This window comes from Streptomyces sp. NPDC001604, from assembly GCF_042893475.1.
Classification (GTDB): domain Bacteria; phylum Actinomycetota; class Actinomycetes; order Streptomycetales; family Streptomycetaceae; genus Streptomyces.
This window is the reverse complement of sequence record NZ_JBIAUY010000011.1, coordinates 1-26184: the sequence shown is the minus strand read 5'-3', so window position 1 is coordinate 26184 and position 26184 is coordinate 1. Positions and strand designations below refer to the sequence as shown.

Genomic DNA, 26184 nt, shown 5'->3' with positions numbered 1-26184 from the left:
GTGCGTGGTGCCGAGGGCCGGGGCGAGGTCGACGCAGTTGCTGCTCGGCGAGCGCGCCGTACGCCTCGACCCCGCGGACCGCTCCGTCACCCTCGCCGGGGAACACCGGCTGCGCAGCGAGGGAGTTTGTCGTCGCGACCGGCGCCGGTCCCCGGCTGCGACCGCGGGGGCGATGTCCGGGTCCGACGGGCCGGCAGCCACGTCGAGGCGGCCGAGAGCTGCTGTGCCCGCTGACCGTGCCGGCTGCGGGGCAGGCTCGACGCCCTGCCCCCTGCGCCGGCACTCGTCGCCTGGTGAGCGTGTGCGTGCGCGCCGCCGGGCGAGCCGGCGGCGCGCACGGCGGCGGTCAGGCCTTGGTCAGGGTGACCTCGTGCCGCTCGTCGGCGTGGATGCGGGGCAGCGGCAGGATCCCCTCGAAGCGGAGTTCGGCGACCGTGGCCTCGACACTGACCTTGCCCGGGCCGATGGCCGGGGACGGTCTGCTCGTGTTCTCCCAGCGGTGTGTCACCCCGTCGCACACGGCGACCGTGCCGCCGATGCCCTGGATCAGGGTCGAGGTGCCGTGGGTCGCGGAGGTCTTCGTGGTGCTCACGGACGAGCTGACGAACGCCGCGCCCGTGCTGTCCGTGCAGCGGTAGGTGCCGGAGAGGGTGACGGTGCCGTCCGCGGAGATGTGGCCCGTCGGGTCGACGGTCACCGTCTCCTCCAGCGCCGCGACCCTGTACGGGGCCGCGGTCACGGCAGGAGCGGCGAGCAGGAGCAGGGCGGCGCCGGCGGCGAGAGCCAGGGCAGGTCGCTTGGACATCGGAAACCTCCTGTAGGTGGGGCTTCCACTGGTACCCGGCGGGCACGTCCCCGGCCGTGACCGTCACCCACTCGGTGGCGAGTCCGCCCCGACGGTCGTGGAACCGTCCTGGAGTTGTCCGCGTGTTGTCACGCTTCACGCCTGGACGTTCCGATGAGTTCGGGACGGGAGCATGGTCTACCCATGGGGACCGGCGGACGGTCCCGACCGACGTGGAGGTGCGCCATGTGTTCCCACCAGACTTCGTGCCCTTCCTTCGACGAGCTCGCCGTGCACGTCGTCGCCGCCCACCCCGAGCAGGGCTGGAGCCTCCTGTGCGACGGCGCGATCGTGTTCGACGACAGCGGCGAGCTGACACCCGACGGCCGGGCCGTCGCACCGCGCAGGGCACCGGCGGAGCAGCTCGCTGTCGCCGCCTGATCGGCACGTCTAGGGCAGCACCGCGAACCCGTCCAGTTCCACCATCGCCTCCTCGTCCCACAGGCGTACGACCTGCACGACCGCCATCGCCGGATAGTCACGGCCGGCCAACTCCCGCCACAGACGGCCCAGTTCAGGGGCATGGGTGCGGTAGGCGGCGACATCGGTGGCGTAGACCGTGACGCGGGCGAGATCCGCGGGGGTGCCGCCCGCCGCGCGCAGGGCGGTCAGGAGGTTGGTCAGGGCCCGCTCGAACTGGGCGGGGAGGGTGTCGCCGGTGACCTTGCCGTCCGCGTCGAGCGCGGTCTGCCCGGCCAGGAAGACGACACGAGTGCCGGTGGCGACGACGGCGTGGGAGAAGCCCGCGGGCGGGGAGAGATCGGACGGGTTGACGCGCTCGGTGCTCACTGGGGTGCCTCCACGTCGGCGGACGGTCCGCAGTCCGGCTCCTCGCCCGACTCCTTGTACAACTCCTTCGCGATGATGCCGCGTTGGACCTCGCTCGCGCCCTCGTAGATGCGAGGGGCGCGCACCTCGCGGTAGAGGTGTTCGAGGAGGTGGCCGCGGCGCAGTGCGCGGGCGCCGTGCAGCTGGACGGCCTGGTCGACGACGTACTGCGCCGTCTCGGTGGCGAGCAGCTTCGCCATCGCCGCACGCTTCGGGACGTCGGGGGCGTCCTCGTCGTACGCCGTCGCCGCCGCGTACACCATGAGGCGGGCCGCCTCGGTGCGCAGCGCCATCTCCGCGACCTGGTGGGCGACGGTCTGCAGGTCCTTCAGCTTGCCGCCGAACGCGTCCCGCCCGGCGGTGTGCGCGAGGGTCGCGTCCAGCGCCGCCTGCGCCATGCCGACCGCGAACGCGCCGACGCTGGGGCGGAACAGATTCAGGGTCCCCATGGCGACCCGGAACCCGCGGTCGGCCTCACCGAGCACATCGTCCGCGGTGACGGGTACGGCGTCGAAGTCGAGGGCGCCGATGGGGTGCGGCGAGAGCAGGTCGAGGGCCCTGCCGGTCAGGCCGGGACGGTCGGCGGGTACGAGGAAGGCGGTGACTCCGCGGGCGCCGGCGCCGGGGGTGGTGCGCGCGAAGACGGTGTAGAAGTCCGCCTCGGGGGCATTGGAGATCCAGCACTTCCCGCCGGTGAGCCGCCAGCGGCCGGGGCCGTCGGGACGGGCGGTCAGCGACAGCGCAGCCGCATCCGATCCCGCCCCCGGCTCGCTCAGCGCGAACGCGGCGACCGCGGTCCCTTCACTCACCCGGGGCAGCCAGCGCTCCCGCTGGGCGGGCGTGCCGTACGCATGGACCGGATGGGCGCCCAGCCCCTGCAGCGCAAGGGCCGTCTCCGCCTCCGTGCAGGCGTATGCGAGCGACTCCCGCATCAGACAGAGGTCGAGGGCCCCCGAGGTGAACAGCCGCTCCAGGAGGCCGAGTTGGCCGAGTTCGGCGACCAGGGGGCGGTTGACGTGCCCTGGCTCGCTCCTGTCCGCCTTCTCGACGAGCGGGCGCAGCCGGTCGGCGGTGAGGGCGCGCAGCTCGGCACACCAGGCGGTTTGTACCGGATCGAGCGAGAATACGGGCATTGGCGGTCCCCTCTCTCGACATGACCCCTCGACGATATCGCGCACCGTTGACTGTCGTCACCAACACGATACGCTCGAAGCGCGAGCCCACCAGGACGCCCACAACGGCAAGGGGGCGCACCGCCATGCATGTCTCGGCCCACGTCGACACCTTCGCGCGCGACCACCTCCCGCCGCCCGAGGAGTGGCCGGAACTCCGGTTCGACCTGCCGGAGCTGCGTTACCCCGATCGGCTGAACTGCGCCGCCGAGCTGCTGGACCACGCCGACCCCGGCCGCCCGGTGTTCCACACCCCTGCCGGGCCTTCGTGGACGTACGGCGATCTGCGGGCCCGCGTCGACCGCATCGCGCATGTCCTGACGGGGGACCTCGGCATCGTCCCCGGCAATCGCGTCCTGCTGCGCGGCCCGACCACGCCCTGGCTCGCCGCCTGCTGGCTGGCGGTGCTGAAGGCGGGCGGGATCGCGGTCACCGTGCTGGCCCAGCAGCGGCCGCACGAGCTGGAAGTCATCTGTGACATGGCGCTGATCCGGCACGCCCTGTGCGACATACGCGCCGTCGACGACCTCGCCAAGGCCGAGATACCGGGCCTGCGGATCACGACGTACGGCGGCGACGCCCCCGACGACCTCCTGCACCGCCCGGCGCCCGACACCCCGTACCCGACCGTCGCGACCGCGGCCGACGACGTCGCGCTGATCGCGTTCACCTCCGGCACGACCGGCCGCCCCAAGGGCTGCATGCACTTCCACCGGGATGTGCTCGCCATAGCCGACACCTTCGCCAGGCATGTGCTGCGGCCGCAGGTGGACGACGTCTTCGCGGGCAGCCCCCCGCTCGGTTTCACCTTCGGGCTCGGCGGTCTGGTCGTCTTCCCGATGCGCGTCGGCGCGAGCGCGCTCCTGCTCGAACAGGCCCATCCCCGGCAGTTGCTGGCGGCGGTCGCGGAGCACCGGGTCTCCGTGCTGTTCACCGCGCCGACGGCCTACCGCGCGATGCTCGACGAGCTCGACGCCCACGACACCTCGTCCCTGCGCCGCTGTGTCTCGGCCGGCGAGAACCTGCCCGCCGCCACCTGGCAGGCCTGGTACGAGCGGACCGGGCTGCGCATCATCAACGGCATCGGCGCCACCGAACTGCTGCACATCTTCATCTCCGCGGCCGACGAGCACATCAGGCCCGGCACGACGGGCGTGCCCGTACCCGGCTGGCACGCGCGCGTGCAGGACGAGAACGGCCGGCCCGTGCCCGACGGCCGGCCGGGCCTGCTCGCGGTGCGCGGGCCCGTCGGCTGCCGCTACCTCAGCGACCCGCGCCAGCGCGTCTATGTGCAGGGCGGCTGGAACGTCACCGGTGACACGTACGTCCGCGAGAGCGACGGCTGGTTCCGGTATGTCGCCCGCGCCGACGACATGATCATCTCGGCCGGGTACAACATCGCGGGGCCGGAGGTGGAGGACGCCCTGCTGCGCCACCCGGACGTGGTGGAGGCGGCCGTCGTGGGACGGCCGGACGAGGCGCGCGGACAGGTCGTCGTGGCGTATGTCGTCCTCGGGGAGGGCGCCGAGCGGAACGTCGAAGCCTTGCGCGGCTTCGTCAAGTCCGAGCTCGCGCCCTACAAGTGCCCCCGCGAGATCGTCTTCCTGGACGCCCTGCCCCGCACCGCGACAGGCAAGCTGCAGCGCTTCAGACTGCGCACAGAAAGTGACCAGCACTGATGCCGAAGACCTAAGATGATCAACGTGTCCGACCAGCATGCACCACGGTCTCTCATCGTCACGCTCTACGGCGCGTACGGCCGCTTCGCGCCGGGCCCCGTGCCCGTCGCCGAACTGATCCGGCTGCTGGCCGCGGTCGGCGTGGACGCACCTTCGGTGCGCTCGTCGGTCTCCCGCCTCAAACGCCGCGGACTGCTGCTGCCGGCCCGTACGGCACAGGGTGCGGCCGGGTACGAACTGTCGCCGGACGCCCGCCAGTTGCTCGACGACGGCGACCGGCGCATCTACTCCACCGCCCCGCCCGAGGACGAGGGCTGGGTGCTCGCCGTGTTCTCCGTGCCGGAGTCGGAGCGGCAGAAGCGGCACGTGCTGCGCTCCCGGCTGGCGGGGCTGGGGTTCGGCACGGCGGCACCCGGGGTGTGGATCGCTCCCGCCCGGCTGTACGAGGAGACCCGGCACACCCTCGAACGGCTGCACCTCGACCCGTACGTGGACCTGTTCCGCGGCGAGCACCTCGGGTTCGCGGCGACCGAGGAGGCGGTCGCGCGCTGGTGGGACCTGGCCGCGATCGCCAAGGAGCACGAGGCCTTCCTCGACCGGCACGCGCCCGTCCTGCACGAGTGGGAGCACCGGGCGGACACCCCTCCCGAGGAGGCCTACCGCGACTACCTCCTCGCCCTCGACTCCTGGCGCCACCTGCCCTACACCGATCCCGGCCTGCCCGCCCGCCTCCTCCCCGAGGACTGGCCCGGCGTGCGCTCGGCGGCCGTCTTCCGGGAGCTGCATGCACGGCTGAGGGACGCGGGGGCCGAGTTCGCGGGCGTATGACCCCCGAGGACTCGCATGCGACGGCGTGCTCGGTCAGGTCTCCAGGGTCAGGCGGGGTTTGGGGGCGTCCGTGCGGCCGGTCTGGGGGCGGCGGCTGCCCGCCCGGTAGGGGGCCGGCCAGACGACGCCGGGGCCGTCGTAGCCCTGCTCGGCTGCCGCGTGCAGGGTCCAGTGCGGGTCGTAGAGGTGGGGGCGGGCGAGGGCGCACAGGTCCGTACGGCCCGCCAGGATCAGGGAGTTGACGTCGTCCCAGGAGGAGATCGCGCCGACCGCGATCACGGGGAGGCCGGTGGTGTGGCGGATGCGGTCCGCGTACGGCGTCTGGTACGAGCGCCCGAACTCCGGGTGGTCGTCGGACACGACCTGCCCGGTCGACACATCGATGGCGTCGACGCCGTGTGCGGCGAAGGCGCGGGCGATCTCGACGGCGTCCTCGGCCGTCGTACCGCCCTCGGCCCAGTCGGTGGCGGAGATGCGGACGGTCATGGGCTTCTCCTCGGGCCACACTCCGCGTACCGCGTCGAAGACCTCCAGCGGGAAGCGGAGTCGCTTCTCCAGCGAGCCGCCGTAGGCGTCGGTGCGGCGGTTGGTGAGCGGGGAGAGGAAGCCGGAGAGCAGATAGCCGTGGGCGCAGTGGAGTTCGAGGAGGTCGAAGCCCGCGCGGGCGGCCCGCCAGGCGGCGGCGGTGAACTGCTCGCGAATGTCGGTGAGTTGGGCGCGGGTCAGTTCGCGCGGGGTCTGGCTGCCCGGCTTGTACGGCAGCGGTGAGGCGGCCACCAGGGGCCAGTTGCCGTCGGGCAGGGGTTCGTCCATGCCCTCCCACATCAGCCTGGTCGAGCCCTTGCGTCCGGAGTGGCCGAGCTGCACGCCGATCGCGGTGCCGGGCGACCGGGAGTGCACGAACTCGGTGATCCGCTTCCAGGACTCGGCCTGCCGTCCGGTGTACAGGCCGGTGCAGCCGGGGGTGATCCGGCCCTCCGCGCTGACGCACACCATCTCGGTCATCACCAGGCCGGCACCCCCGAGCGCCCGTGCACCGAGGTGGACGAGGTGGAAGTCGCCCGGGACGCCGTCGACCGCCGAGTACATGTCCATGGGCGAGACGACGACCCGGTTGCGCAGGGTCAGACCGCGCAGCCGGAACGGCGTGAACATGGGCGGCGTACCGGGTGGGCAGCCGAACTCGCGCTCCACGGCCTCGGTGAAGCGGGCGTCGCGCAGCCGCAGGTTGTCGTGGGTGACGCGGCGGCTGCGGGTGAGCAGGTTGAAGGCGAACTGGCGGGGCGGCTGGTCGAGGTGGAGCCGCAGGTTCTCGAACCACTCCAGGCTGGCGCGGGCCGCGCGCTGGGTGGAGGCGACGACGGGTTTGCGTTCCTGCTCGTAGGCCGCCAGCGCCTCGGCGAGCGTGGGTTGTTCCTGCAGGCAGGCGGCGAGTGCGAGGGCGTCCTCCACGGCGAGCTTGGTGCCGGAGCCGATGGAGAAGTGGGCGGTGTGGGCGGCGTCGCCGAGCAGGACCACGTTGCCGTGGGACCAGCGCTCGTTGACGACCGTACGGAAGGTGGTCCACGCCGACTTGTTGGAGCGCAGGGGGCGGCCGCGGAGCGCCTCCGCGAAGATCTTGGCGCAGCGTTCGACGGACTCCGCCTCGTCGAGGTCCTCGAAACCGGCGGCGCGCCAAACGTCCTCGTGCATCTCGACGATCACCGTCGATGCGTCGGGGGCGTACGGGTAGCCGTGCAACTGCATCACGCCGTGTTCGGTCTCGGCGATCTCGAAGCGGAAGGCGTCGAAGGCGAAGTCGGCGGCGAGCCAGATGTAGCGGCAGCGGTGGGTGGTCACCTGCGGGCGGAACACATCGGCGTAGGCCTCGCGGGTGGTGCTGTTGACTCCGTCGGCGGCGATGACCAGGTCGTACGACTGCGCCAGCCAGTCCGGGTACGGGGCTTCCGAACAAAAGCGCAGGTCGACGCCCAGGTCTCGGCAGCGGTCGTGGAGGATCTCCAGGAGGCGTTTTCTGCCGAGCGCGGCGAAGCCGTGCCCTGAGGAGGTCTGGCGGTTGTTCCGGTGGACGATGTCGATGTCGTCCCAGCGCGTGAAGTGTTTTTGCAGGGCCTCGTAGACGACGGGGTCGGCGTGTTCGATGCCGCCGAGGGTTTCGTCGGAGAGGACGACCCCGAAGCCGAAGGTGTCGTCGGGGGCGTTGCGTTCCCACACGGTGATTTCGCGCTGCGGGTCGAGCCGTTTCAGCAGGGCGGCGGCATACAGGCCACCGGGGCCTCCGCCGATGATCGCGACACGCATGGCAGTGTCACCTCCCCTGCCACTTCGGCGGCCGCTTCTCGGTGAACGCAGCGTGGAACTCCGCGTAGTCCTCGCCGTTCATGAGGAGGGCCTGGGTCGAGGCGTCCAGTTCGACCGATGCCGCGAGTGGCATGTCCAGCTCGGCCGTGAGCAGGGCCTTTGTCTGGGCGTACGCCAGGGCCGGGCCGTCGGCCAGGCGGCGGGCCAGTTCCTGAGCTGCCTCGTCCGCGCGGCCCTCTTCGGTCAGTTCGCTGATCAGGCCGATGCGTTCCGCCTCGGGGGCGCGGACCGGTTCGCCGAGCATCAGCAGGCGGGTGGCGTGGCCGAGGCCCACGACCCTCGGCAGCAGATAGGCCGCACCCATGTCGCCGCCGGACAGTCCCACCCGGGTGAACAGGAACGCGAACCGGGCGGAGGGGTCCGCGACGCGGAAGTCCGCCGCCAGGGCGAGGACCGCCCCGGCGCCCGCCGCCACCCCGTGCACCGCCGCGATCACCGGGAACGGGCACTCCCGTACCGCCCGCACGGTCTGGCCGGTCATCCGGTTGAAGTCGAGGAGCTGGGCGGTGTCCATGGACAGCGTCGCGCCGATGATCTCGTCGACGTCGCCGCCCGAGCAGAAGCCGCGGCCCTCGCCGGCCAGGACCAGCGCCCGTACGGACCGCTCGCGGGAGAGTTCGGCGAGCAGGTCGCGCAGGTCGGCGTAGGCGCCGAAGGTCAGCGCGTTGAGTTTCTCGGGGCGGGCGAGGGTGACCGTGGCGACCCCGTCGGCGGACTCCACGCGCAGATGCCGCCAGTCGGAGGTGCGGGCGGCGGAGCCGGTGAAGGGACTCATGACGTGCGGCCTCCTCGGGGGGCGGGCACTGCCTCACTGAGCTCTACCCTTCGAAGCTATCACCCATCCGTGACTGTCGTCACGAGGGCGCGATAGAGCTGTCCTGATCTGACCCGGCCCGGTCACATCCGTCACGGCTCGTCGACAGAGCGGCTACGACGGGAGCGGCGCCGCGAGGCAAGCCGTTGCTACGGGTAAGCCGCCAGTCAGCGGGGCCGAAGGTCCCGCACGGTGCCCGCCGGGCCGCTCGTCGGGCTGCGCCGTACCATTCGTAAAAGTTGAAAGCAGGACGGCCTGCTCATGAACGGACCCGCCTTGTACGACCGCCCCTCGTCGTCCGCCGCCTCCTGGCGCATCGCACTGCCGCATTCCGCCGCGGCCGTGCCCGTGGCCCGTGCGCTCGTGCGCACGGCGCTGGCCGAGCTGGAGCACGGGGCCGACTGCGACACCGCGGAACTGCTCACGGCGGAGCTGGTCGCGAACGCCGTGGAGCACACCGTCGTCGGGGACTCCCCGATAGAACTCGTGGTGCAGCTGCTGCCGGGCGGCTGCCAGGTCGAGGTGCACGACCCCGACCCGGTGCCGCCGTTCGATCTCACCTGGCCGGGCGCGGAGATGCCCGACCCCTGGCAGGAGCACGGGCGCGGGCTGCTGCTGATCCGCGCGCTCAGTTCGTCCTGCGGTCACCGGACGACGACGTCCGGCAAGGCCGTGTGGTTCCGGCTGCCGGTGGTGCCCCGGCAGCGGCGTTCCGCCTGAGCAGGGGGCCGGGCGTCACGCCAGGGTCGCCACCAGGACCGCCTTGATGGTGTGCATACGGTTCTCGGCCTCGTCGAAGACCACGGAGTGCTCCGACTCGAACACCTCGTCGGTGACCTCCAACTCCGTGAGACCGTGCCGCTCGTGGACCTCGCGGCCGACGCGGGTGCCGAGGTCGTGGAAGGCCGGCAGACAGTGCATGAACTTCACGTCCGGGTTGCCGGTGGCGCGCAGCACGTCCATGGTCACGGCATAGGGGCCGAGCAGCGCTATGCGCTCGTCCCAGACCTCCTTGGGCTCCCCCATCGACACCCAGACGTCGGTGGCGACGAAGTCGGCGTGGCGCACGCCCTCCTTCACGTCCTCGGTGAGGGTGACCTGGCCGCCCGAGGCGGCGGCGAGCCGCTGGGCCACCTCGACGATCGTCTCGTCCGGCCACAGCACCCGGGGCGCGACGATCCGGACGTCCATGCCGAGGAGGGCGCCGGTGACCAGGTAGGAGTTGCCCATGTTGTAGCGGGAGTCGCCGAGGTAGGCGAAGACCGTCTCGTCGAGCGGCTTGTCGCTGTGCTCGGTCATGGTGAGCACGTCGGCCAGCATCTGGGTGGGGTGCCACTCGTCGGTGAGGCCGTTGTAGACGGGGACCCCGGCGTATGCGGCCAGCTCCTCGACGACGCCCTGACCGTGCCCGCGGTACTCGATCGCGTCGTACATGCGCCCGAGCACGCGTGCGGTGTCCTTCACTGACTCCTTGTGCCCGATCTGCGAGCCTGCGGGGTCGAGGTAGGTCGTCGAGGCGCCCTGGTCGGCGGCTGCGACCTCGAACGCGCAGCGTGTGCGTGTCGAGGTCTTCTCGAAGATCAGCGCGATGTTACGGCCCCGCAGGTACTGCGTCTCGGTCCCGGCCTTCTTGGCGGCCTTCAGCTCCGCGGCCAGCTCGATCAGGCCGAGGAACTCCTGCTGGGAGAAGTCGAGCTCCTTGAGGAAGTGGCGTCCGGCGAGGGCGGTCGGGACTGTCGCCATGGGGGCGCTCCAGGAATGCGGGGACGTATACCGCTGGAAGTCTATACGATGAATCGCATTTCTATACGGCAGCTCGTTCGACGGGACAGCTCATACAGCGCGGGCCGCCCCTCCCGCGGCCGAGTTCGCTGCCGGGGATCTCGATGACCTCGATGCCCTGCTTGCGCAGATGGGTGTTGGTGGTGGCGTTGCGTTCGTAGGCGACGACGACGCCCGGTTCGACGGCGAGGACGTTGCAGCCGTCGTCCCACTGCTCGCGCTCGGCGGCGTGCACGTCCTGGGTGGCGGTCAGGACGCGGATCTCGCTCAGCCCGAGGGCGGCGGCGATCGCGCGGTGCATGTGCTCCGGCGGATGGTCGGTGACCTTGAGCTCCTTGTCGCCGGCGCCCGGCTCGATGGTGTACGAGCGGAGCATGCCGAGGCCCGCGTACTGGGTGAAGGTGTCGCCGTCGACCATCGTCATCACCGTGTCGAGGTGCATGAAGGCGCGCCGCTTCGGCATGTCGAGGGCCACGATCGTCTGCGCGGAGCCGGCCTCGAACAGCTTGTGCGCCAACATCTCCACCGCCTGCGGGGTGGTGCGCTCGCTCATGCCGATCAGGACGGCGCCGTTGCCGATGACCAGGACGTCGCCGCCCTCGATGGTGGACGGGTAGTCGGCCTGCCCCTCGGACCAGACGCGGAAGTCCTCGTCACGGAAGAGGGGGTGGTGGCGATAGATCGCCTCGAAGTGGACCGTCTCGCGCTGCCGGGCGGGCCAGCGCATGGCGTTGACACAGACGCCGTCGTAGATCCAGGCGGAGGTGTCGCGGGTGAAGAGGTGGTTGGGGAGCGGCGCGAGGAGGAAGTCGTCGAGGTCCATGACGTGGAAGCGGACGGAGGTGGGCTCCGCGTGGGCGTTCAGGAACTCGCGCTTGGTCATGCCGCCGACCAGGGCCTCGGCCAGCTGCTGCGCGGGGAGGGTCTCGAAGGCGGCTCTGAGGTGGTCGGTGGCGAGGACGCCGTACTCCTTCTCGTCGAAGACCCGGTCCAGGACGAGCGTTCTGGCCGCCGGGATCTCCAGCGCCTCGATGAGCAGGTCGCCGAAGAGATGGACGGCGACCCCGCGGTCGCGCAGGACGTCGGCGAAGCCGTCGTGCTCGGCGCGGGCGCGGCGCACCCAGAGCACGTCGTCGAAGAGGAGGGCGTCCTTGTTGCTGGGGGTGAGCCTTTTGAGCTCGAGATCCGGCCGGTGGAGTATGACGCGGCTGAGCCGCCCGGCCTCGGAGTCGACATGCATTCCCATGCCTCCATCCTGACCACCGGGGGCCTTCTTGACCCGCTGGTCGACCGGTTTCTTCGCTTCTTGTTTTCGTCCTCTTGACGATAAACGCTTGCGGCGATTATCGTCGAACGGACGAGAACCGAGGGGGTTCGATGGCCGACATCACACGGCGTCTGGGCTGGCGCCATCTGCGCGGGGCACCGACGGCGCACATCCGGCACCAGCGCGCGGGGAAGCTGCTGCACGACGGACCGGGGCTCAGCTTCTGGTTCCGTGCACTGACGGCGGCGCTCTCCGAGGTCCCGGTGGACGACCGGGAGCTGGCGATGACCTTCCATGCCCGTACGTCCGACTTCCAGGACGTCGCGGTGCAGGCGACGGTGACGTACCGGATCAGCGACCCGGCGCTCGCCGCCGCCCGTCTTGACTTCTCCGTCGACCCGGACACCGGGGTGTGGCGCGGTGCGCCGCTGGAGCAGCTCGGGACGCTGCTGACGGAGACGGCCCAGCAGCATGCGCTGGACGTCCTTGCTCGTACGTCGCTGTCGTCGGCGCTGGTGGACGGGGTGGCCGCGGTGCGGGAGCGGGTCGCGGCGGGGCTGGGCGCCGAGCCGCGGCTGCCGGCGACCGGCATCGAGGTGGTCGCCGTCCGGGTGGTGGCGCTGCGTCCGGAGCCGGAGGTGGAGCGGGCCCTGCGCACGCCCGCCCGTGAGCAGATCCAGCAGGAGGCGGACCGGGCGACGTACGAGCGGCGGGCCGTGGCCGTCGAGCGGGAACGGGCGATCGCCGAGAACGAACTGGCCAGCCAGATCGAACTCGCCCGCCGCGAGGAGCAGTTGGTCGAGCAGCGCGGCACCAACGCCCGGCGGGAGGCCGAGGAGCACGCGGCGGCGGACGCGGTACGGGCGGAGGCGGAGGCGGCACGCACGGTGAAGCTGGCGCAGGCGGAGGCGGACCGCTCGCTGCGGCTGGCCGACGCGGAGGCCACGCGGTCCGTGCAGCTCGCGGACGCGGAGGCGCGGCGTACCGAGCGGCTGGCGGAGGCGGAGGCGGCGCGGACGGTGCGGATGGCCGATGCCGAGGCGGCTCGTTCGGTCCGGCTCGCCCGCGCCGAGGCCGAAGGTGCGCGCGAGGTCGGGGAGGCGCGGGCTCAGGCGCAGGCGGCCTGGCTGCGGGTGCATGGGGAGGTGGACGTCGCGACGCTGCACGCCCTCGCCGGGACCCGGCTGGCGGAGAACCTGCCGAACATCGACAGCGTGACCATCTCGCCGGACGTGCTGACGGGACTGCTCGCCCGGCTCGGCAACGGGGAGCGGCCGTGAAGACGGGAGCCGGACGGGCCGGATTCCCCGGCGCGAGCGCAACCGGCCTGCCCGCGGCCGACCCGACCGGGTTCCACGGCACGGGCCCGACTGCCGGGCTACTGCCATCCGCCGCGTCGCGGCCGGGAGCCCTCTCCCAGCCCGCCCGCGGCACAGGACCGACCGCCGGGCAACCGTCGTCCGCAGCCCGGCCAAGGGGGACCACCCCCCGACCCCGCCCCGACGCGAACCCACATACCGGGCAACCATCGCCCACCGCCGAGCCAACAGGGGCGCCCACCCCGCCCGGCACGGACCCGACCGCCGGGCAACCACCGTCCGCAGCCCGGCCAACGAGGACCACCCCCCGACCCCGCCCCGACGCGAACCCACATACCGGGCAACCATCGTCCACCGCCGAGCCAACAGGGGCGCCCACCCCACCCGGCGCGGACCCGAACGCCGGGCAACCACCGTCCGCAGCCCGGCCAACGGGGACCACCCCCCGACCCCGCCCCGACACGAACCCACATACCGGGCAACCATCGCCCACCGCCGAGCCAACAGGGGCGCCCACCCCACCCGGCGCGGACCCGAACGCCGCCGCCCGGCCAACGGGGACCACCCCCCGACCCCGCCCCGACGCGGGCCCAGATGCGAGGCAACCATCGTCCGCCGACGGGCCGGCAAGGGCGTCCGTCGGGTCCCTCCGCGACGCGGACCCGCGTACCGGGCAACCACCGTCCGCTGCCGGGCCGGCGGCGATCCTCTCCCGGCCCGTGCTCTGCGCGGAGTGTGCCGCGTGAGCCTCGCGCCGCGTGTCGTCCTCGTCCATCGGACCACGGAGTACGAGGAGTTGGTGGCCCATCACGGTACGCACGGGCAGGCCGCCTTCTTCCTCTCCTCCCGGGGCCGGGACATCGCGGAGGTCGCCGAGCGGCACCGCCGCACCCGGCGTGCGCTCGCCGAGGTGACCGCCGCGGTTCCGCTGACCTGGCGTCAGGCACAGGTGGAGCGGGGCGACCTGGACCGCTTCCTGTTCGCCCCGGAGGACGTGGTGGTGGTCGTCGGGCAGGACGGGTTGGTGGCGAACGTCGCCAAGTACCTGGCCGGGCAGCCGGTGGTGGGCATCGACACGGACCCGGGGCGCAACCCGGGCGTCCTGGTGCGGCACCGCCCCGCGGACGCGGCGGCGCTGCTCCCGGCGGTCCGCACGAGCGCCGTGGACGAACTCACCATGGTCGAGGCGGTCGCCGACGACACTCAGCGGATCGTCGCGCTCAACGAGATCTACCTGGGCGCCGCCGGACATCAGACGGCCAGGTACCGCCTGGGCCTCGAGGGCGACGGGGGTGTCGTCGAGGCCCAGGCTTCGTCCGGGGTGCTGGTGGGGACGGGCACCGGCGCGACGGGATGGATCCGCTCGGTGTGGCAGGAGCGCGGTGCCGCCCTGTCGCTGCCGCGCCCGACCGACGACCGGCTGCTGTGGTTCGTACGGGAGGCGTGGCCGTCGCCGGCCACCGGGACGTCGTTGGTCGCAGGCGAACTCGCGGCCTCGGCCCGTCTCACCCTTACCGTCGAGTCCGAGCGGCTGATCGCCTTCGGGGACGGGATGGAGCAGGACGCACTGCAGCTGACATGGGGACAGTCGGTACGGGTGGGCACGGCGGGGACATCACTGCGCCTGGTCGGGTAGCCGCCGCATCCGCACCCACAGCGTCCCACCGGAGGCCAGTGCGATCGTCGCTGCCGCCACCAGTACCGGAACATCGCCCAGCGCACCGACCGGAACCGTAGTCAGGAGTGCCGCCTGGTTGAAACCCGCCGCGCGGCCACGGCGGGTGTGCACACGGCTCACGATTGGCTCAAAGCCGCGGGTCCACCGGCTCCGACTCCAGCGCCAGCACCCCGAACACGGCCTCGTGCACCCGCCACAGCGGCTCGCCCTCCGCCAGCCGGTCCAGGGCCTCCAGGCCCAGGGCGTACTCGCGGATCGCCAGCGACCGCTTGTGGTTCAGGAAGCGGCTGCGCAGCCGGACGAGGTTGTCGGGGCGGGTGTACTCCGGGCCGTAGATGATCCGCAGGTACTCACGTCCCCGGCACTTGATGCCTGGCTGCACGAGCCGCCCCTCCTCGCTCCTCACGAGCGCGCCCAGCGGTTTGACGACCATGCCCTCGCCGCCGCGACCGGTCATCTCCAGCCACCAGTCGACGCCGGGCTGCACCGACTCCGGGTCGCCGGTGTCGACGTAGAGCCGTCGAGTGGTCTGCAGCAGGCCGCTGCCGTCGTGCTCGACGAGCCGGTCGAGCAGGGCGAGCTGCTCGTCGTGCGGCAGTGAGGCGAGGCTGCGGCCCTGGACGGCCAGGATCTGGAAGGGCGCGAGTCGTACGCCGTCCAGTCCCTCGGTCGTCCAGCAGTAGCGGCGGTACGCCTCCGTGAACGCGGCCGCGTTCGAGGCCCGTTCACGCTGGCGCGCCAGCAGCTCGGCCACCTCGACGCCACGGGACGCGGCACCCTCCAGCGCCGCGAGCGCACCCGGGAACACCGCCCCGGACGCGGCGCCGACGGCCGCGTACTGGGACCGCAGCAGCCCGGCGGCCTTCAGCGACCACGGCATCAGCTCGGCGTCCAACAGGAGCCAGTCGGTGGCGAGTTCGTCCCAGAGACCGGCCGCGTCAACCGCCGTGCGCACGCGCCCGAGGATCTCCTCCGTCACCGACCCGTCGTCGAAGAACGGCCGTCCGGTACGGGTGTACAGCGCCCCCGTCGGGCCGTCGACGCCGAACCGCTTGCGCGCCGCCTCCGCGTCCCGGCACACCAGGGCCACCGCCCGCGAGCCCATGTGCTTCTCCTCGCACACGACCCGCGCCACCCCGTCGGCCGCGTACTGGGCGAAGGCCTCGACCGGGTGCTCCAGGTAGCCGTCGACGTGCGAGGTCGCGGTCGGTGCCATGGTCGGCGGCAGGTACGGCAGCAGACGCGGGTCGACCGCGAAGCGGCTCATGACCTCCAGGGCCGCGGCCGCGTTCTCCTCGCGGACGGACACCCGGCCCGAGTGGCGGGTCTCCACGACCCGGCGGCCGTGCACGTCGTCCAGGTCCAGCGGCCGGCCGTCGTGCCCGCCGGGTGCCTCGGCCCGCAGGGGGCGCGCCGGCTCGTACCAGACCTGCTCGGCCGGTACGTCGACCAGCTCACGCTCCGGCCAGCGCAGCGCGGTGAGCTTGCCGCCGAAGACGGCCCCGGTGTCCAGACAGATGGTGTTGTTCAACCATGTGGCCTCCGGGACGGGTGTGTGGCCGTAGACGACCGCCGCCCGGCCCCGGTAGTCCTCCGCCCACGGGTACCGCACCGGCAGCCCGAACTCGTCGGTCTCGCCGGTGGTGTCGCCGTACAGTGCGTGCGAGCGGACCCGGCCGGAGGTGCGGCCGTGGTACTTCTCGGGCAGACCGGCGTGGCAGACCACCAGCCGGCCGCCGTCGAGGACGTAGTGGCTGACCAGCCCGTCGATGAACTCCCTCACCCGCGCGCGGAACTCGTCGCTCTCGCCGTCCATCTGCTCGATGGTCTCGGCGAGGCCGTGGGTGTGCTGGACCTTGCGGCCCTTGAGGTACCGGCCGTACTTGTTCTCGTGGTTGCCGGGTACGCACAGCGCGTTGCCGGACTCGACCATCGACATCACGCGGCGCAGTACGCCCGGGCTGTCCGGGCCGCGGTCGACGAGGTCGCCGACGAAGACGGCCGTGCGGCCCTCGGCGTGGACGCCGTCGACGTAGCCCAGCTTGCCGAGCAGCGACTCCAGCTCGGAGGCGCAACCGTGGATGTCGCCGATGATGTCGAAGGGGCCGGTGAGGTGGGTGAGGTCGTTGAAGCGCTTCTCGGTGACGACGGAGGCGTTCTCGATGTCCTCCACCCCGCGCAGGACGTGCACCTTGCGGAAGCCCTCGCGCTCCAGGTGTCGTATGGACCGGCGCAGTTCGCGGATGTGACGCTGGATGACCCGGCGTGGCATGTCGGCCCGGTCGGTGCGGGCCGCGTTGCGCTCGGCGCAGACCTCCTCCGGTACGTCCAGCACGATGGCGATGGGCAGCACGTCGTACTGCTTGGCCAGGTCGATCAGCTGACGGCGGGCGTCCTGCTGCACGCTGGTCGCGTCGACCACGGTACGGCGGCCGGCCGCCAGGCGCTTGCCCGCGATGTAGTGCAGGACGTCGAAGGCGTCCTTGGTCGCGCTCTGGTCGTTCTCGTCGTCGGAGACCAGGCCGCGGCAGAAGTCGGAGGAGATCACCTCGGTCGGCTTGAAGTGCCGGCGGGCGAAGGTGGACTTGCCGGAGCCGGAGGCGCCGACGAGGACGACGAGGGAGAGGTCGGTGACGGGGAGGACCCGTCCCTGCTTCTGCGTCTCGGTCATGCTGCCTTCGCCTCCTTCTCGGTCCTGATACGGAAAACAGCCATCTGGGTCGGCGGTCCGACCTCCGGGTCGTCGGGGCCGACGGGCACGAACTCCACGTCGTACCCGTGCCGTTCGGCCACCGCCCCCGCCCAGGTGCGGAACTCCTCCCGCGTCCACTCGAAGCGGTGGTCGCCGTGCCGGACGTGGCCGGCCGGGAGGGACTCCCAGCGCACGTTGTACTCGACGTTGGGGGTCGTCACCAGCACGGTCCTCGGGCGGGCCGAGCCGAACACCGCGTACTCCAGGGCGGGCAGCCGCGGCAGGTCGAGGTGTTCGATGACCTCGCTGAGCACAGCGGCGTCGTACCCCTTGAGCCGCTTGTCCGTGTACGCGAGCGAGCCCTGGAAGAGCTTGACGCGCGCGGCCTGCCGCTCCCCCATGCGGTCCAGCTTCAGCCGCCGCGAGGCGATGGTCAGCGCGCGCATCGACACGTCGACGCCGACGATCTCGCTGAACCGCGGGTCCTTGAGCAGCGCCTGCACCAACTGGCCCTGTCCGCAGCCGAGGTCGAGCACCCGGGCGGCACCGGACGCGCCGAGCGCGGCGATGATCGCCTCGCGCCGCTGCACGGCGAGCGGGGTCGGCTTCTGCTCCGTCTCGGTCTCCGCCTCGACGGCGTTGTCGATGTCCTCGACCTCGCTGTCGTCCGCCTCCGCGAGCCGCACCAGCTCAAGGCGTTCCATCGCCTCACGCGTCAGCGACCAGCGGCGCGAGAGATAACGGCTGGTGATCAGCTTCTGCTCCGGGTGGCCGGGCAGCCAGCCCTCGCCGGCCCGCAGCAGCTTGTCGACCTCGTCGGAGGCCACCCAGTAGTGCTTGGCGTCGTCGAGGACCGGCAGCAGGACGTAGAGGTGGCGCAGAGCCTCGGCGAGGGTGAGTGCCTCGCCCTCCAGGACGAGCCGCACATACCGCGAGGCGCCCCACTCGGGGAACTGGGTGTCCAGCGCCACCGGTTCGACGGTGACGGTCCAGCCCAGCGGCTCGAAGAGCCGTCGTACCAGCTCCGGGCCGCCGCGGGCGGGCAGCGCAGGCACCTCGATGCGCAGGGGCAGCGGTTGGGCGGCACGCTCCGGCCGGGCGTTGCACACGCCGCGGATCGCGCTGGAGAACACGCTGCTCAGCGCCACCGCGAGCAGCGAAGAGGCCGCGTACGGGCGGTCGTTGACGTACTGCGCGAGTGCCGCGTCGGGCGCACCGCCGCGTCCCTTGCCCTTTCCACGCCGCACCAGCGCCACCGCGTCGACCTCCAGCAGCAGCGCCGCCGTGCAGCGCTCGGCATCGGCCTCGGGGTAGAGGACGTGCGCCGTGCCGTAGGAGGTGGAGAACGCCTGCGCCCTGTCGGGGTGCTTGTGCAGCAGGAAGCCGAGGTCGGTGGCGGGGCGTTCGGGTGTGCCGGTGGTGGTGATGGTCAGGAACATGCGGAGACTCTCCGACAGGTGGACGGTTCGGGGCGCCGTGCGCACGAAAGCCCCCAGGTGGTGATCCTGGGGGCTCGGCAGGACGACGATCTCACCTTCGCATACGGCGGCCGACCTGCGCCCTTGTTTATTGCTGCCGGAGGTCCTTGCGGCGGTCGCTACGACAGCTGCGACTGGACCTCGGAGGAGATCAGCTCCAGGTGGTCCAGGTCGGCGAGGTCGAGGATCTGGAGGTAGAGGCGACGGGCGCCGGTCTCCGCGTAGCGGCCGATCTTGTCGACGACCTCGGACGGGGTGCCCGCCAGGCCGTTGGCCTTCAGTTCGTCGACCTCGCGGCCGATCGCGGCGGCCCGGCGGGCCACCTCCTGGTCGTCCTTGCCCACGCAGACGACCAGGGCGTTGGAGTAGACGAGCTCCTCGGGCCGCCGACCGGCCTCCTCTGCGGCGGCGCGGACCCGGGCGAACTGGCGCTCGCTGTCCTCGATCGAGGCGAACGGCATGTTGAACTCGTCGGCGTACCGGGCGGCAAGGCGCGGGGTGCGGGTCGCGCCGTGGCCGCCGACCAGGACCGGGATCTTCTCCTGGGCGGGCTTGGGCAGCGCGGGCGAGTCGGTGAGGTCGTAGTACTTGCCGTGGAAGTCGAAGGTGTCGCCGACCTTGGTCTGCCACAGGCCGGTGACGATCTCGAGCTGCTCCTCGAGCCGGCCGATCTTCTCCTTCGGGAACGGGATGCCGTACGCCTTGTGCTCCTCCTCGAACCAGCCGGCACCGAGGCCGAGTTCGACGCGGCCGCCGGACATCTGGTCGACCTGCGCGACCTGGATGGCGAGCACGCCGGGGAGGCGGAAGGTGCCGGCGGTCATGAGGGTGCCCAGGCGGATGCGCTTGGTCTCGCGGGCCAGTCCGGCGAGGGTGATCCAGGCGTCGGTGGGGCCGGGCAGGCCGTCCACGGAGCCCATGCGGAGATAGTGGTCGGAGCGGAAGAAGGCGTCAAAGCCCAGGTCCTCGGTGGCCTTGGCCACCGCGAGGAGCGTGTCGTAGGAGGCCCCCTGCTGGGGCTCGGTGAAGATGCGAAGATCCATACCTCCATCCTGCACGCCGCGGTGCCGGTCAACCCCACCGGTCCCTCCGGGCACTCCCGTCCACGGTCGGGTGAAATTCCCTCATCGGCGGGCGGGTACGCACCCGCGCCAGTACTGCGTTTTCCCGGGGGACAACCCCCGGACCCCCAGCAGAAAAGCAAGCCGGCCACTCTGACCGGCGCGGCCATCGCGAGGCAGACCTGAGTAACCCGCTGTGGCGGTGGTCGTTGGCTCGTGCGGAGCCGGACCGCCCGGCACCCGCGCCGGCGGCCGTCGCCGGGATGTCACCCGATCGGCCTCCTGGTGGGGGCCTGGGGCCGAGGAGGCCGTCATGTCCGAAGAGTCCGTGCCGCAGCAGGGCGGCGCCGGCCGGCCGAAGGGCTTGCTGCAGCAGATGGAGGAGCTGATGGCGGCGCTGAACGCGGACCTGTCGGCCCTGGACGCGGATCTGCAGTCTGCGGGGCGGGGCGCGGAGGAGAGCGAGGCGGGCTGAGACCCGGCTCTAGCCGGCCTCCCTCTCGGGTAACGCCGCTTCCCGGTCCGCGAGTCTGCGCAGCATCTCCCGGACCCGGTCCCTGGACTCGTCCGCCGCGTCGATGGCCTCCATGCACTGCCAGTAGGTGCTCTCGTCGTCCGCGGCGCAGGCGAGTCCCACCAGGGCGATGCCCACCTCGCCCAGGAGGCCGCCGAGGCAGAGCAGGGCCTGGCGGGCGTCGCCCAGGTCGGTGAGCTGGGCCGCGCGCAGGTCCTCGGTGGCGAGGTGCGGGGTGTCGAGGACCCCGCAGCCCCGGCCCGCCAGCTCCGTCAACCCCAGTGCCTCGCCGCGCAGTTCGGGCGGTCCGGAGACCGCGAGGCGGCTGCCTATCGCCTGCGCCAGGGCCTGCGCCTGCCACACCTCGGTCATGGTCTCCGGAGCGTCGCCGCTCCCTGCAAGGGCACGTCTGCTCGTCACGATGAGCCGCACAGCGTCCATGCCGCTGCCCCCGTCTGTCTGGACGCGCTGCCCGCACGTCCGCCCGAACTCCCTTGGCCACTACCCAGAGTGAGGGTGTGCGGGACGAAAAGCCAGAGGAAGACCGAAATCTGTGGACAACAAATCGGTTTCGAACCGGTTTTTGACTCCGGAGAGTGAAAGTGGACTGAACCACTCCCGGTGGCCTACCTGTTCGACTACGGAGCCGGGAACCTTCGTTCGTTGCGGTCGATCTTCGCGTCCAGCGCCGCGAGCGGGTCGATGTCCAGGACGTCGCACAGCTGCAGCAAGTAGGCGAGCACGTCCGCGACTTCGTCCGTCACGCGGTGCGCGGTGTCCGGGTCGTCCATAACGCGGGCCGACTCCTCCGGCGTCAACCACTGGAAGATCTCGACCAGTTCGGAGGCTTCCACGCTGAGCGCGGCGACGAGGTTCTTGGGGGTGTGGTACTGCCGCCAGTCGCGGGCGGCGGCGAAGTCGGCCAGCCTGCGCTGCAGTGTCGCCACGTCGAGAGGATCGGTCACGGCTCCAGGTGTACCACCGTGACGGGCCCCGCCCCGGTCGCCCACGAGGCGTCGCTGACCGCGGCCACCACGCGGATGTGACCTCGGCCCGCCGTCCGCACGGCAAGCCGCAGCAGCTCCCGTCGCTGCCGCGGGTCCAGTGAGCGGTCGAAACCGTCCGCGAGAACGGTCAGCGTCTGCATCGCCGCAGGCACCTCCCCTGCCGTGTCCACCGCCAGGACACCCGGCCCGGTCAGCAGGACCAGCGCGAGGGCGAGGTATCGGAGCTCGCCGTCGCCCAGGCGCCGCAGAGCCGTCCGGAGACCGTCGCCGCGGTCGAGCAGTGCCTGCACGGTCCCGTCGCCCAGCGGCTCGGCGAGCACGTCGGCCACCGGCCCCGCGCAGCCGGCGCGCACCACCTCGACGAGCTGCGCGTGCCGTCGTGTGCACTCGGCGCGGGTGCGCCACAGGACGTCGGCGAGGTTGTCGCAGCCGCCGAGGAGCAGTCCGGAGCCGAGCGGGGCGGGGGCCCGCATCCGGCCGGGGCGCGGATCGCAGGCGAAGACGGACCGCAGGGCGACCACCATCTGTTCGGCGGCGGCGAGCACCCGGCGCTGTCCGTCGGTCTTGCCGGCCACCCGCAGCGGCAGCAGGGCGGTGCCGAGCCGGTCGTCGGGCAGCGGCGCCCGCGTCACCGGGGCCGAACCCGCGGTGTGCCAGGCGGCCTGCACGGTCCGCCGGGAGGGGTCGCGCAAGGCGGTCTCCAGGAGCACGAGACCGCCCGCGGTCAGCCGCTCGCCCACGATGCGCAGTTCGGGCTCGGCCTGCACGGCGACGTCGAGCCGGACCGGCCCCTCGGGCCCGTCGGCCGTACAGCCGATACGGAAGCCGCGCCGCCGCTGCGCATCGGGCCGCGCCCGCTCCGGCACACAGTCGGCCGCGTCGGGAAACACCTCCCCGACCTCGGCACCACCGCCGAGCCGGGCCAGTGCCTCGTAGGCCCGCAGCGCACTCGTCTTCCCGCAGCCGCTGCCCCCGGCGAACAGGGTGACCGGCCCGAGCACGAACCCGGCCCGCCGGTGTCCGGCGAAGGCGGACAGCCGCAGCTCGGTGACACAGGGCCGGTCCGGGCGCGGGTGGTCCGCGAGGGTGTGCAGCGGGGACGACGTAGCGGAGTTCGCCGCGGGCGGCACGGATGTCACGGTCATGTCCGGACCGTAGAACTCCGGCCGGAAGGTGAACCGTTACGGCGTCCAGAGCTTCCTACGATCGGGGGACCAGGGTCAGGAGCCGGCCACCGAGGCGCTCTCCACCAGGTCGGTGACCTCGGTGTCCGCAGGGGCCAGCAGGAAGACGTTGCGGTCGACGCGGTGCATGCCGCTCGCGAGGCCGAAGACGACTCCGGTGCTGAAGTCGAGGACGCGCTTGGCGACCTCGGCCTCCGCCCCGCTCAGGTCGAGCAGGACGGGAACGCCTGCCATCAGGGTCTCGGCGACCTCGCGGGCGTCGGCGAAGACATTGACCCTGAGGACGACGAAACGGCGCCGGGCCTCCGTCAGGGCTTCCGGGTGCGCGCGGTGGTCCACCGCGGACGGCCAGGCGTCGCGTCCACGCAACGGCACGACCTGGGCGAGCCCCTGCCACTGTTCATCGGTGACGTCGTGGCTGTTCACCGGCTCCCCCCGAACTGACTCGCACTCATTGCCTGCACCAGCCAATTCTTACGCCAAGTCACCCGTTCGGCCCAACAGCGACACGGTCCGCGACCGTCACAACCGTTCCACGGCGGCGAGAACCGGTCAGTTATGCGCCGGTTCCTGATCGAACAAGGCTTCTTACCCGCCTCACACCGGACTCTTCACCTCCGGCCACGAACTGCTCACCGGGCACCACTAGCGTGCCCTGACGTGCACTTGGCAGAAACCCCGCTGGTGACACCCGGCCGGCGGACACAGTCGGCGGTGTCCGCCGCACCGGAACCTCCCGCGCAGTGGCATCGTGTGCTGACTCTGCTGGCGAACGTCAGCCTGTTCATCGGTACGCGCACGGTGTGGACGCAGGCGGAGAGTCACCGGCCGCCCGTGGCCGCCGTCATCTCGCTGTGTTACGCCTCGATCCTGGTGTGCGGGGTGCTGGCACTCGTCGTGCGCCGGGCCCGGTCGCTCGCGCGGCTCGACGCGGTCGTGCTGGTGACCGCCGTGGTCCTCGCCCTGTGCACCTGGGCCATGAACCACGGCGGCTCGGACGAGGCGGTGCTGACCACCCAGGCGGCCAAGGAGCTGGTCGCAGGCCACCACGTCTACGGGCATCCGTGGCCCTGGCTCTTCCAGAAGGGCATCGCCCTCACCACGACCTTCGACGGCGGCTACGACTACACCTACGGCTATCCCCCGCTCGCCCCGCTGCTCACCGCACCCCTGCTGTGGATCGGTCACGGCGGCGCCCCGGCGACGGCGGTCAGCACGGGCGCGCTGATCGTCGGCACGGTCGTGCTGTGGCGGATGCTGCCGGTGCAGTGGCGGTCGGCGGCGACGATGGCGTGCCTGGGTTTCGGGTTTCTGCCGACCTACGGCCGTGAGGGCTACCCGGCGATCATCGCGCTGGCCCTGCTGATCCCGGTGGTGGTGCGCTGGCCGCGGATCGGACAGGGCGGGCGGCTCGGGGCGGCCGGTGTCGCGCGGGCCGCATGCCTGGGTGCCGCGTGTGCCGCACAGCAGCTGCCCTGGTTCCTGACGCCGTTCCTGCTGGCCGGGATCTACGCGGTGCGCCGCGGCGAGCTGGGCGGACGGGCGGCGACGCTGGTGGTGGCGCGGATCGCCGGGATCGCCGCGACCGTGTGGCTGCTGATCAACACGTACTTCCTCGTGAGCGAGCCGAGCTCCTGGATCGGTGGCATCGCGCTGCCGCTGACCCAGGGGGCGACGCTGCACGGGCAGGGCCTCGTGGGCGTGTCCCTGTACTACACGAACGGCAGCGACCGGGTCGACTGGTACGGGCACGCGAGCATGCTGCTGGCCGCGGCCCTGCTCGGGCTGCTGATCCTGTTCATGCGCCGGCTGGGGCCCGCGGCGACCGTCCTGCCGTGGTGCGCCTTCTATGTCGCGACCCGCTCCCAGGACGGCTACTACCTGATGATGACGCCGCTGTGGCTGGCAGCCGCCATCACCGCACCGCCGTCCGAGTTCGTACGGGCCTGGCAGCCGCGCCCGCGCCCGCTGACCGGCCCCCGCCGGCGCCCGGCGCTGGCCGCGACGGCCGCGCTGCTGGTCGCCCCGGCGCTGGTCAGCGCCGTCGTGGCGGTCACCGGGAAGCCACCGCTCCGGATGGAGATCGCCTCGGTGCGCCGGACGGCGGCGGACGCGAACGTCCTCACCGGGCTGAGCCTGCGGGTCACCAACAGGGACGACAACGCCCTGGAACCGCACTTCATGCTCACCGTCGGCCAGGGCCTGCGCCAGTACTGGACGGTCCTGAAGGGACCGGCCACCCTGCCCGCGCACGCCTCGGCCGACTATGTGATCCGGCCGCCGGACCACGGGAAGTTCACCCTGCCGGGGCCGCACGCCCGGCTCCGGCTGCGGGTCTTCACCCCCACACCGCAGACGCTGTCCAGCATGGACCTCCATCTGCGGGTGCGCGGCACCCGCTGACGCGCGTCAGGCTGCCGTACGCACGAAGCGGAGCGTTGCGGCGACCGTGGTCAGGCCGCGGATCATGCCCAGCTGGTTCCAGCCCAGGCCGAACTCGCCGCGGTCCACGGTGAACTCCGCCTCCAGCGTGAGCGCGTCGGCGTCCGCACCGGCCAGGCGGGCGGTGAGGGTCTGCGGGCGGCTGATGCCGCGCACGGTCAGCTGACCGGAGACCTCGACGGTGTCGCCGGCGCCCGGCTTCGCGCTGCGGACGGCGAAGGTGATCTCGGGGTGGTTCGCGGTGTCGAAGAAGTCGGCCGAGCGCAGGTGCTCGTCCCGCTTCTTGTTCTTGGTGTCGAGGGTGGCGGCGTCCAGGGTCAGGGTGCCGGTGGCGGAGCCGTCGGGCTGCACCTCGCCCTGTCCGCCGACGGCGCCGAAGGTGCCCTTGACGGTGACGAGGCCCCACATCGTCTTGTGGCGCAGGGCGACGGTGGAAGCGGCGGCGTCGAGCTGCCAGACACCGGTTTCGACGGCGACGGTCATGATCTTCTCCAGTGGACGGGGAAAGCAAGTGCTTCAAATTTGGATGACTACGACGACCGTAGAGCATTATCCAAATCTGGACAACCCTTCGGTCCAAAATTGGACAACAGGTAGACTCGACACATGGCCGACCCCGAGGAGCACCTCACCGACCTGCCCGAATGCCCGTCCGCGCAGGGTGGCGGACTGCTGCCCAAGGAGTTGCGGGCCTGGATGGTGATGCTCGGGGCCGTGGGAGCGGTGGAGCAGGAACTGCGGTCGGTCGTGAAGGAGCATCTCGACGTCTCGCACGACGAGTTCCTGACCCTGTGCCTGCTCGCCGAGCAGCCCAGGACGGGGCTGCGCATGACACGGATCGCGGAACTCCTCGGCCGCCCCAAGACCCGGCTCACGTACCAGATCGCCTGTCTCCAGCACGCAGGGCTGGTCACCCGCAAGTCGGTCTGCGGCGACAAGCGGGGCATCGAGGTGGCTCTCACCGACAAGGCCCGCCGCCTCCTGGAGGAGGCCTCCGGCACCCTGGCCTCGACGGTCACCCGGGCCCTGACCCATGTCATGGGCCCGGACCAGCACGAGGCGATGTGCGGCCTGCTGCCCGAGCTTGCCAAAGAGGCCGCACTCGCCCAGGAGGCCGCACTCGCCGAGGAGTCCGAGCAGCGCTAGCTGTACCCGGTCATGACTTTGGTGACAGTCGGGTGATCGGTGGCTGGCCGCCGAGCGCAGTGTGTCGGCGGCCAGTGTTGTAGAAGTG

At 71.9% G+C, this 26184-nt stretch carries 25 protein-coding genes; 9 read left to right on the top strand and 16 right to left on the bottom strand.

Annotation, left to right across the window (positions count from 1 at the left end; all coding sequences use genetic code 11):
- Positions 1-346: 346 nt before the first annotated feature.
- Positions 347-805 carry a DUF6299 family protein gene (locus tag ACFY1E_RS27405; protein ID WP_389080238.1) on the bottom strand — a complete coding sequence of 153 codons (459 nt, stop codon included), beginning with the start codon at positions 803-805 and terminating at the stop codon, positions 347-349.
- A gap of 225 nt (positions 806-1030) precedes the next feature.
- On the opposite strand from ACFY1E_RS27405, the gene ACFY1E_RS27400 reads away from it, so the two are divergent.
- On the top strand, positions 1031-1225 hold the full coding sequence (locus ACFY1E_RS27400) for a DUF5999 family protein (protein WP_389080237.1): 195 nt from the start codon (positions 1031-1033) through the stop codon (positions 1223-1225).
- A 9-nt stretch (positions 1226-1234) separates the two neighbouring features.
- Here the strand turns inward: ACFY1E_RS27400 and ACFY1E_RS27395 are convergent, their stop codons facing one another.
- Together ACFY1E_RS27395 and ACFY1E_RS27390 are read right to left on the bottom strand one after the other, a co-directional pair.
- Complete coding sequence (locus tag ACFY1E_RS27395) at positions 1235-1633, bottom strand: RidA family protein (RefSeq protein WP_389080236.1); 399 nt, start codon at positions 1631-1633, stop codon at positions 1235-1237.
- Positions 1630-2805, bottom strand: coding sequence for an acyl-CoA dehydrogenase family protein (locus tag ACFY1E_RS27390; RefSeq protein WP_389080235.1), 1176 nt, complete (start codon positions 2803-2805; stop codon positions 1630-1632). The genes ACFY1E_RS27395 and ACFY1E_RS27390 overlap by 4 nt, the downstream gene beginning before the upstream one ends.
- 125 nt (positions 2806-2930) lie before the next feature.
- Between ACFY1E_RS27390 and ACFY1E_RS27385 the strand changes: the two genes are divergently transcribed.
- Together ACFY1E_RS27385 and ACFY1E_RS27380 are read left to right on the top strand one after the other, a co-directional pair.
- Entirely contained in the window at positions 2931-4523 is a 1593-nt protein-coding gene (locus tag ACFY1E_RS27385) for an AMP-binding protein (RefSeq protein ID WP_389080234.1), read from the top strand.
- Positions 4524-4538: 15 nt separating this feature from the next.
- Entirely contained in the window at positions 4539-5351 is an 813-nt protein-coding gene (locus tag ACFY1E_RS27380) for a PaaX family transcriptional regulator C-terminal domain-containing protein (RefSeq protein WP_389080232.1), read from the top strand.
- Between the two features lie 33 nt (positions 5352-5384).
- Here the strand turns inward: ACFY1E_RS27380 and ACFY1E_RS27375 are convergent, their stop codons facing one another.
- Entirely contained in the window at positions 5385-7652 is a 2268-nt protein-coding gene (locus tag ACFY1E_RS27375) for a bifunctional salicylyl-CoA 5-hydroxylase/oxidoreductase (protein ID WP_389080231.1), read from the bottom strand.
- A 7-nt stretch (positions 7653-7659) separates the two neighbouring features.
- The gene (locus ACFY1E_RS27370; RefSeq protein WP_389080229.1) at positions 7660-8487 is read right to left on the bottom strand and encodes an enoyl-CoA hydratase family protein; all 828 of its coding nucleotides are present in this window, start codon (positions 8485-8487) and stop codon (positions 7660-7662) included.
- A gap of 300 nt (positions 8488-8787) precedes the next feature.
- Here ACFY1E_RS27370 and ACFY1E_RS27365 point away from each other — a divergent pair, with 300 nt between their 5' ends.
- On the top strand, positions 8788-9246 hold the full coding sequence (locus tag ACFY1E_RS27365; RefSeq protein WP_389080228.1) for an ATP-binding protein: 459 nt from the start codon (positions 8788-8790) through the stop codon (positions 9244-9246).
- Between the two features lie 15 nt (positions 9247-9261).
- Here the strand turns inward: ACFY1E_RS27365 and argF are convergent, their stop codons facing one another.
- Together argF and ACFY1E_RS27355 are read right to left on the bottom strand one after the other, a co-directional pair.
- Positions 9262-10269, bottom strand: coding sequence for an ornithine carbamoyltransferase (gene argF / locus ACFY1E_RS27360; protein WP_389080226.1), 1008 nt, complete (start codon positions 10267-10269; stop codon positions 9262-9264).
- A 61-nt stretch (positions 10270-10330) separates the two neighbouring features.
- Complete coding sequence (locus ACFY1E_RS27355; protein ID WP_389080225.1) at positions 10331-11554, bottom strand: arginine deiminase; 1224 nt, start codon at positions 11552-11554, stop codon at positions 10331-10333.
- Between the two features lie 131 nt (positions 11555-11685).
- Between ACFY1E_RS27355 and ACFY1E_RS27350 the strand changes: the two genes are divergently transcribed.
- Both ACFY1E_RS27350 and ACFY1E_RS27345 read left to right on the top strand, forming a co-directional pair.
- Positions 11686-12855, top strand: a complete 1170-nt coding sequence (locus ACFY1E_RS27350; RefSeq protein ID WP_389080223.1) for an SPFH domain-containing protein — start codon at positions 11686-11688, stop codon at positions 12853-12855.
- Between the two features lie 781 nt (positions 12856-13636).
- Positions 13637-14530: a hypothetical protein gene (locus ACFY1E_RS27345; RefSeq protein ID WP_389080222.1), complete on the top strand. Its 894-nt coding sequence runs from the start codon at positions 13637-13639 to the stop codon at positions 14528-14530.
- Here the strand turns inward: ACFY1E_RS27345 and ACFY1E_RS27340 are convergent.
- The 4 genes from ACFY1E_RS27340 to ACFY1E_RS27325 all read right to left on the bottom strand — a co-directional run bounded on the left by ACFY1E_RS27340 (position 14510) and on the right by ACFY1E_RS27325 (position 19785).
- Positions 14510-14683 (bottom strand): hypothetical protein, encoded by a 174-nt coding sequence (locus ACFY1E_RS27340; RefSeq protein ID WP_389080221.1) that lies wholly within the window; start codon positions 14681-14683, stop codon positions 14510-14512. The genes ACFY1E_RS27345 and ACFY1E_RS27340 overlap by 21 nt on opposite strands.
- A 16-nt stretch (positions 14684-14699) precedes the next feature.
- Entirely contained in the window at positions 14700-17243 is a 2544-nt protein-coding gene (locus ACFY1E_RS27335; protein ID WP_389080220.1) for a polynucleotide kinase-phosphatase, read from the bottom strand.
- Complete coding sequence (locus ACFY1E_RS27330) at positions 17240-18703, bottom strand: 3' terminal RNA ribose 2'-O-methyltransferase Hen1 (RefSeq protein WP_389080219.1); 1464 nt, start codon at positions 18701-18703, stop codon at positions 17240-17242. The genes ACFY1E_RS27335 and ACFY1E_RS27330 overlap by 4 nt, the downstream gene beginning before the upstream one ends.
- 158 nt (positions 18704-18861) lie before the next feature.
- Positions 18862-19785 carry an LLM class F420-dependent oxidoreductase gene (locus tag ACFY1E_RS27325; protein ID WP_389080218.1) on the bottom strand — a complete coding sequence of 308 codons (924 nt, stop codon included), beginning with the start codon at positions 19783-19785 and terminating at the stop codon, positions 18862-18864.
- A gap of 331 nt (positions 19786-20116) precedes the next feature.
- On the opposite strand from ACFY1E_RS27325, the gene ACFY1E_RS27320 reads away from it, so the two are divergent.
- Positions 20117-20278: a hypothetical protein gene (locus ACFY1E_RS27320; RefSeq protein ID WP_389080216.1), complete on the top strand. Its 162-nt coding sequence runs from the start codon at positions 20117-20119 to the stop codon at positions 20276-20278.
- Positions 20279-20287: 9 nt separating this feature from the next.
- Here the strand turns inward: ACFY1E_RS27320 and ACFY1E_RS27315 are convergent, their stop codons facing one another.
- From ACFY1E_RS27315 to ACFY1E_RS27300, 4 genes are all read right to left on the bottom strand, one after another.
- Positions 20288-20758 (bottom strand): DUF6099 family protein, encoded by a 471-nt coding sequence (locus ACFY1E_RS27315; RefSeq protein WP_389080215.1) that lies wholly within the window; start codon positions 20756-20758, stop codon positions 20288-20290.
- Positions 20759-20955: 197 nt separating this feature from the next.
- A complete protein-coding gene (locus ACFY1E_RS27310) occupies positions 20956-21282 on the bottom strand; it encodes a nucleotide pyrophosphohydrolase (RefSeq protein WP_389080214.1) in 327 nt (108 codons plus the stop codon).
- A complete protein-coding gene (locus ACFY1E_RS27305) occupies positions 21279-22469 on the bottom strand; it encodes an ATP-binding protein (protein WP_389080212.1) in 1191 nt (396 codons plus the stop codon). The genes ACFY1E_RS27310 and ACFY1E_RS27305 overlap by 4 nt, the downstream gene beginning before the upstream one ends.
- A 75-nt stretch (positions 22470-22544) precedes the next feature.
- Positions 22545-22934 (bottom strand): cell division protein SepF, encoded by a 390-nt coding sequence (locus ACFY1E_RS27300; protein WP_389080211.1) that lies wholly within the window; start codon positions 22932-22934, stop codon positions 22545-22547.
- 234 nt (positions 22935-23168) lie between these two features.
- Here ACFY1E_RS27300 and ACFY1E_RS27295 point away from each other — a divergent pair, with 234 nt between their 5' ends.
- Complete coding sequence (locus ACFY1E_RS27295) at positions 23169-24911, top strand: hypothetical protein (RefSeq protein WP_389080209.1); 1743 nt, start codon at positions 23169-23171, stop codon at positions 24909-24911.
- Positions 24912-24917: 6 nt separating this feature from the next.
- On the opposite strand, the gene ACFY1E_RS27290 is transcribed toward ACFY1E_RS27295, so the two are convergent.
- Positions 24918-25433, bottom strand: coding sequence for a YceI family protein (locus ACFY1E_RS27290; protein WP_389080208.1), 516 nt, complete (start codon positions 25431-25433; stop codon positions 24918-24920).
- Between the two features lie 123 nt (positions 25434-25556).
- Between ACFY1E_RS27290 and ACFY1E_RS27285 the strand changes: the two genes are divergently transcribed.
- Complete coding sequence (locus ACFY1E_RS27285; protein WP_389080206.1) at positions 25557-26096, top strand: MarR family winged helix-turn-helix transcriptional regulator; 540 nt, start codon at positions 25557-25559, stop codon at positions 26094-26096.
- The last annotated feature ends 88 nt before the right edge of the window (positions 26097-26184 follow it).

What these genes read in the sequence shown, in the direction of transcription:
- ACFY1E_RS27405 (WP_389080238.1), bottom strand. Translation starts at nt 805, where the DNA reads ATGTCCAAGCGACCTGCCCTGGCTCTCGCCGCCGGCGCCGCCCTGCTC.
- ACFY1E_RS27400 (WP_389080237.1), top strand. Translation starts at nt 1,031, where the DNA reads ATGTGTTCCCACCAGACTTCGTGCCCTTCCTTCGACGAGCTCGCCGTG.
- ACFY1E_RS27390 (WP_389080235.1), bottom strand. Translation starts at nt 2,805, where the DNA reads ATGCCCGTATTCTCGCTCGATCCGGTACAAACCGCCTGGTGTGCCGAG.
- ACFY1E_RS27385 (WP_389080234.1), top strand. Translation starts at nt 2,931, where the DNA reads ATGCATGTCTCGGCCCACGTCGACACCTTCGCGCGCGACCACCTCCCG.
- ACFY1E_RS27380 (WP_389080232.1), top strand. Translation starts at nt 4,539, where the DNA reads ATGATCAACGTGTCCGACCAGCATGCACCACGGTCTCTCATCGTCACG.
- ACFY1E_RS27375 (WP_389080231.1), bottom strand. Translation starts at nt 7,652, where the DNA reads ATGCGTGTCGCGATCATCGGCGGAGGCCCCGGTGGCCTGTATGCCGCC.
- ACFY1E_RS27370 (WP_389080229.1), bottom strand. Translation starts at nt 8,487, where the DNA reads ATGAGTCCCTTCACCGGCTCCGCCGCCCGCACCTCCGACTGGCGGCAT.
- ACFY1E_RS27365 (WP_389080228.1), top strand. Translation starts at nt 8,788, where the DNA reads ATGAACGGACCCGCCTTGTACGACCGCCCCTCGTCGTCCGCCGCCTCC.
- argF (WP_389080226.1), bottom strand. Translation starts at nt 10,269, where the DNA reads ATGGCGACAGTCCCGACCGCCCTCGCCGGACGCCACTTCCTCAAGGAG.
- ACFY1E_RS27355 (WP_389080225.1), bottom strand. Translation starts at nt 11,554, where the DNA reads ATGGGAATGCATGTCGACTCCGAGGCCGGGCGGCTCAGCCGCGTCATA.
- ACFY1E_RS27350 (WP_389080223.1), top strand. Translation starts at nt 11,686, where the DNA reads ATGGCCGACATCACACGGCGTCTGGGCTGGCGCCATCTGCGCGGGGCA.
- ACFY1E_RS27335 (WP_389080220.1), bottom strand. Translation starts at nt 17,243, where the DNA reads ATGACCGAGACGCAGAAGCAGGGACGGGTCCTCCCCGTCACCGACCTC.
- ACFY1E_RS27330 (WP_389080219.1), bottom strand. Translation starts at nt 18,703, where the DNA reads ATGTTCCTGACCATCACCACCACCGGCACACCCGAACGCCCCGCCACC.
- ACFY1E_RS27325 (WP_389080218.1), bottom strand. Translation starts at nt 19,785, where the DNA reads ATGGATCTTCGCATCTTCACCGAGCCCCAGCAGGGGGCCTCCTACGAC.
- ACFY1E_RS27320 (WP_389080216.1), top strand. Translation starts at nt 20,117, where the DNA reads ATGTCCGAAGAGTCCGTGCCGCAGCAGGGCGGCGCCGGCCGGCCGAAG.
- ACFY1E_RS27315 (WP_389080215.1), bottom strand. Translation starts at nt 20,758, where the DNA reads ATGGACGCTGTGCGGCTCATCGTGACGAGCAGACGTGCCCTTGCAGGG.
- ACFY1E_RS27305 (WP_389080212.1), bottom strand. Translation starts at nt 22,469, where the DNA reads ATGACCGTGACATCCGTGCCGCCCGCGGCGAACTCCGCTACGTCGTCC.
- ACFY1E_RS27290 (WP_389080208.1), bottom strand. Translation starts at nt 25,433, where the DNA reads ATGACCGTCGCCGTCGAAACCGGTGTCTGGCAGCTCGACGCCGCCGCT.
- ACFY1E_RS27285 (WP_389080206.1), top strand. Translation starts at nt 25,557, where the DNA reads ATGGCCGACCCCGAGGAGCACCTCACCGACCTGCCCGAATGCCCGTCC.